The following is a 3,690-nucleotide window of genomic DNA, read 5'->3' as shown; positions in this document are numbered from 1 at the left end:
ATTGGATGGTACATTTACTTCAATCCCAGCAGCAACAAATCAAACTTATGTGGCAACTGCAATTGGAAGCTATATGGTTGAAGTTACAAAAAATGACTGTACTGTTGTAAGTGAATGTATTGATGTTACTACTTTGGGTATAAATGGAAATAACTTCTCAAATTTTATCTATTACCCAACTCCAACAACAGGAATTATTACAATTCAAAATTCAATCGAAATTTCTAAAATTTCTGTTTTTAATTTACGAGGACAATTAATAAAAAAACAACTCGTAAACAAACTTCAAACAGAAGTCGATTTATCCGAGCTTCCCAACGCAGTTTACTTCTTAATGTTAGAAATCGATGGAAACCAAAAAATAGTTAAGGTGGTTAAAAAATAATTTTCCTTATTTTATGGAATATTTTAGAAGTGTTTCAATAAACCCTTTACAAGTATGTGAGTTATTTTTTGCTTTATATAATTTTGTGGAATTTCCCATTTTTCCTGATTATTCTTATTACCTTTTTAAAAAGAAATAATGAGGACCCAAACTGAAAAAGAAGAATTTTACAACTGGCTCACTCATGGTATTGGTTTCGCTTTAAGCGTGCTGGGGTTTGTGCTCATGATTATCTATGAAACCCATGGCTCCTTAAAAAGCATAATGAGTATTGTTTTGTATGGAGGCTCACTCGTTTTACTCTATTTTGCTTCAACCATCTACCATCTTGAAAAGAAAACAACCCGAAAAAACAAACTCAGGATATTAGACCACATCAGTATTTATGTGCTGATTGCCGGGACTTATAGCCCCATTGTTTTAATCCTGCTCGAAGACAGTCTGGGATGGGAATTGTTCTGGACAGTATGGGGTATAGTAGCTGTGGGAACTGTATTAAAACTCTTTTTTACGGGAAGGTTTGAAGCCATTTCACTATTGCTTTATCTCATAATGGGTTGGCTGATCGTTTTTGATTTTCAGGCATTGTATGAAAGAACAGATGCTTTGGGATTGACTTTGCTGGCTCTTGGGGGTTTGTTTTATACGGTAGGGATAATTTTTTATGTCAGGCATCGTGTCAAGTTCTCTCACGTAGTCTGGCATATTTTTGTTTTACTGGGCAGCCTTTTTCACTTTTTGTTTATCTTCTTAAGGGTCATTTAAAGCATATAGGCCAGAAATGCCGCAAAAATGACAATGAGAAGTTTGGTAAGATTAAACTTGTGCCCCTCACTGCTTTCAAAAAGGATGGTGGTAGAAACATGTAAAAATATACCAATAACTACTGCGGTAGCTTCCAGATAATAATTCTTTACAAATTCAAAATGCTCGGCTGCAAAGCTTCCCGCCGGGGTCATCAACGAAAACAGGAACAAAAATATAAGCGTATTCTTTTGAGAATACTTTGCCTGAATAAAAAATACGGTCAGAATAATCGCAATAGGAATTTTGTGGATAATGATTCCCCAGATCAGGTTGTGGTGGTCGTGAATGGGAATACCCTCCAGAAAGGAGTGAATACTTAAACTGGCAAACAACATCCACGGAAAAGTGGTGTCGATTTTGTGCAAATGCACGTGACCGTGTTCGGCCCCTTTGGAGAAAAATTCAAGAAAAATCTGAAGTATGATACCCGACATTATAAAAATACCGACGTATTTCCCATCGGCTTCATACACTTCCGGTAACAATTCAAAAATGGTGAGCGACAGCAGGAACGCCCCACTAAATGCCAGGAATAGCTTGATGTTTGAAGGTTTTTGCGGTTTGAAAAGTATTACAAACACATATCCTACAAGAATTGCTATAATGGGCAGCAAATAATTCATTAACCAAAAATAAGAATTAACCTTGGTGATTTAAGCGGATCAAACGCTTGCAAATTATAATCCCCAAAAGTAAACAATAATTCGATTCCCGCCTTTTTAAAATAAGTTTTGAAATCCTCAAGGTTGAGTGCTTTTACCTTTTCAGTAAAAAAATAGTCTTCTTTGTTATCATTAAAGGTAATGTCCTTGTAAATATATCCTTCCTTGACATAACGATGAATATGAAAAGTGATTTTACCCACTTTTTTGGTTTCCTTTTCTACTAAATTATTGATAACAGAATTGACATTCATAAAATCGATCACCCCTTTGCCACCCTCATTGAGATTGGCTTTTATAGCTGCAATGGTCCGGAAATTGTCCTCTTCTTTTTCAAAATAGCCAAAACTGGTAAACAAATTAAAAACAGCATCAAATTTTTTGTGGTAGGGTTTACACATATCATGAACATCAAACTGAAGAGTTTCATTCTCATAGCTTTTAGCATAAAGGATACTTTCAGCTGATAAATCAACACCGGTCACATCAAATCCCAACTCATTTAAACTCACGGCATGTCGCCCTCTTCCGCAAGCCAAATCAAGTATGGTCTGATTTTTTTTGAGTTTAAGGAATTGAGTGAGATTTTTCATAAAGACTACCGCCTCTTCATAGTCTCTGTCTTTGTATAAAATATGGTAGTATGGAGTGTCAAACCAAGACGTAAACCAGTTTTCTGTATCTTTTTGCATTGTTTCAAATTCACACGTCTAAAATAACGTATTTTTGTAGCATAGTGTAACAAATTCTATGGAAAATAATTTTAAAATGGTGGCCAAAACCTTATTTGGTTTTGAGGAAATTCTCGCAAAAGAATTGAAAGATCTCGGTGCACAAAAAGTGGAAACGGGAACACGAAGTGTCAGTTTTATTGGCGACCTGGGGTTTATGTACAAAGCCAACCTGAGTTTGCGAACCGCCATTAAGATTCTAAAACCTATTTACACTTTTAAAGCGCAAAATGACCAAGATCTATACAGACAGGTTCAGAAATTTGACTGGTTGCAATACTTTAACCAAAACACCACTTTTTCGCTTGACGCCAGTGTGTCATCAGATTTTTTTAATCATTCGCTTTACGTCGTACACAAAGTCAAAGATGCCATCGTCGATCAATTGAGGGACAAAACCGGTCTTAGACCAAACGTTGACACACACAGACCCGAACTTCAAATCAATATTCATATTCAGGGTGACAGGTGTACCTTGTCCTTGGACAGTTCCGGGGGGAGTTTGCATCTTAGAGGCTATCGAAAAGAAGTCAACATTGCACCCATCAACGAAGTATTAGCTGCTGGATTGCTTATCAAGTCAGGCTGGACCGGACAAAGTGATTTTTTGGACCCTATGTGTGGAAGCGGCACATTTTTGATTGAAGCAGCTATGATAGCTTGCAATATCCCTGCAAATATCAACCGCCCCGAATTTGGGTTTATGCATTGGAAAGATTATAACGATGCCCTTTTTGAAACCATAGAAGAGTCGCTGCTCAAACGGGTGAGAAACTTTGATTATTCCATTTTAGGCTATGATAAAGCGCCTTCAGCTATCGCTAAAACGAAAGAAAACATTAAAAGCGCCAACCTCGAAGAATTCATAAACGTAAAACACGAAGATTTTTTCAAAACAACCAAGAACACTCAAGGTCCATTGCATATTGTCTTCAATCCTCCTTATGATGAACGGTTGAGCATCGATATGGAAAGTTTTTATACTGAAATTGGAAACACCTTAAAGCACGGGTATCCCAATTCAACTGCCTGGATGATTACCGGAAATCTTGAAGCACTCAAGTTTGTTGGTTTAAGACCTTCCCGAAAAATCAAAACCTTTAAC

The 3,690-nt window shown here is 36.7% G+C and carries 5 protein-coding genes; 3 read left to right on the top strand and 2 right to left on the bottom strand.

Annotated features, from left to right (window positions below):
- Both AC6F75_RS12060 and trhA read left to right on the top strand, forming a co-directional pair.
- Positions 1 to 385: T9SS type A sorting domain-containing protein (locus tag AC6F75_RS12060; RefSeq protein ID WP_500715278.1), on the top strand; the 385-nt coding region annotated here is incomplete at its 5' end.
- A 138-nt stretch (positions 386 to 523) separates the two neighbouring features.
- Positions 524 to 1,150 (top strand): PAQR family membrane homeostasis protein TrhA, encoded by a 627-nt coding sequence (gene trhA / locus AC6F75_RS12055; RefSeq protein ID WP_500715277.1) that lies wholly within the window; start codon positions 524 to 526, stop codon positions 1,148 to 1,150.
- Here the strand turns inward: trhA and AC6F75_RS12050 are convergent.
- Both AC6F75_RS12050 and AC6F75_RS12045 read right to left on the bottom strand, forming a co-directional pair.
- Entirely contained in the window at positions 1,147 to 1,815 is a 669-nt protein-coding gene (locus AC6F75_RS12050; RefSeq protein ID WP_500715276.1) for a ZIP family metal transporter, read from the bottom strand. The genes trhA and AC6F75_RS12050 overlap by 4 nt on opposite strands.
- A complete protein-coding gene (locus AC6F75_RS12045; protein WP_500715275.1) occupies positions 1,815 to 2,546 on the bottom strand; it encodes a methyltransferase domain-containing protein in 732 nt (243 codons plus the stop codon). The genes AC6F75_RS12050 and AC6F75_RS12045 overlap by 1 nt, the downstream gene beginning before the upstream one ends.
- 58 nt (positions 2,547 to 2,604) lie before the next feature.
- Between AC6F75_RS12045 and AC6F75_RS12040 the strand changes: the two genes are divergently transcribed.
- A partial coding sequence (locus tag AC6F75_RS12040; RefSeq protein WP_500715273.1) for a THUMP domain-containing protein occupies positions 2,605 to 3,690 on the top strand: 1,086 nt, incomplete at its 3' end.

This window comes from Planktosalinus sp. (assembly GCF_059864935.1).
The sequence above is the reverse complement of the archived record's forward strand: the minus strand, read 5'-3'. Positions and strand labels throughout refer to the sequence as shown.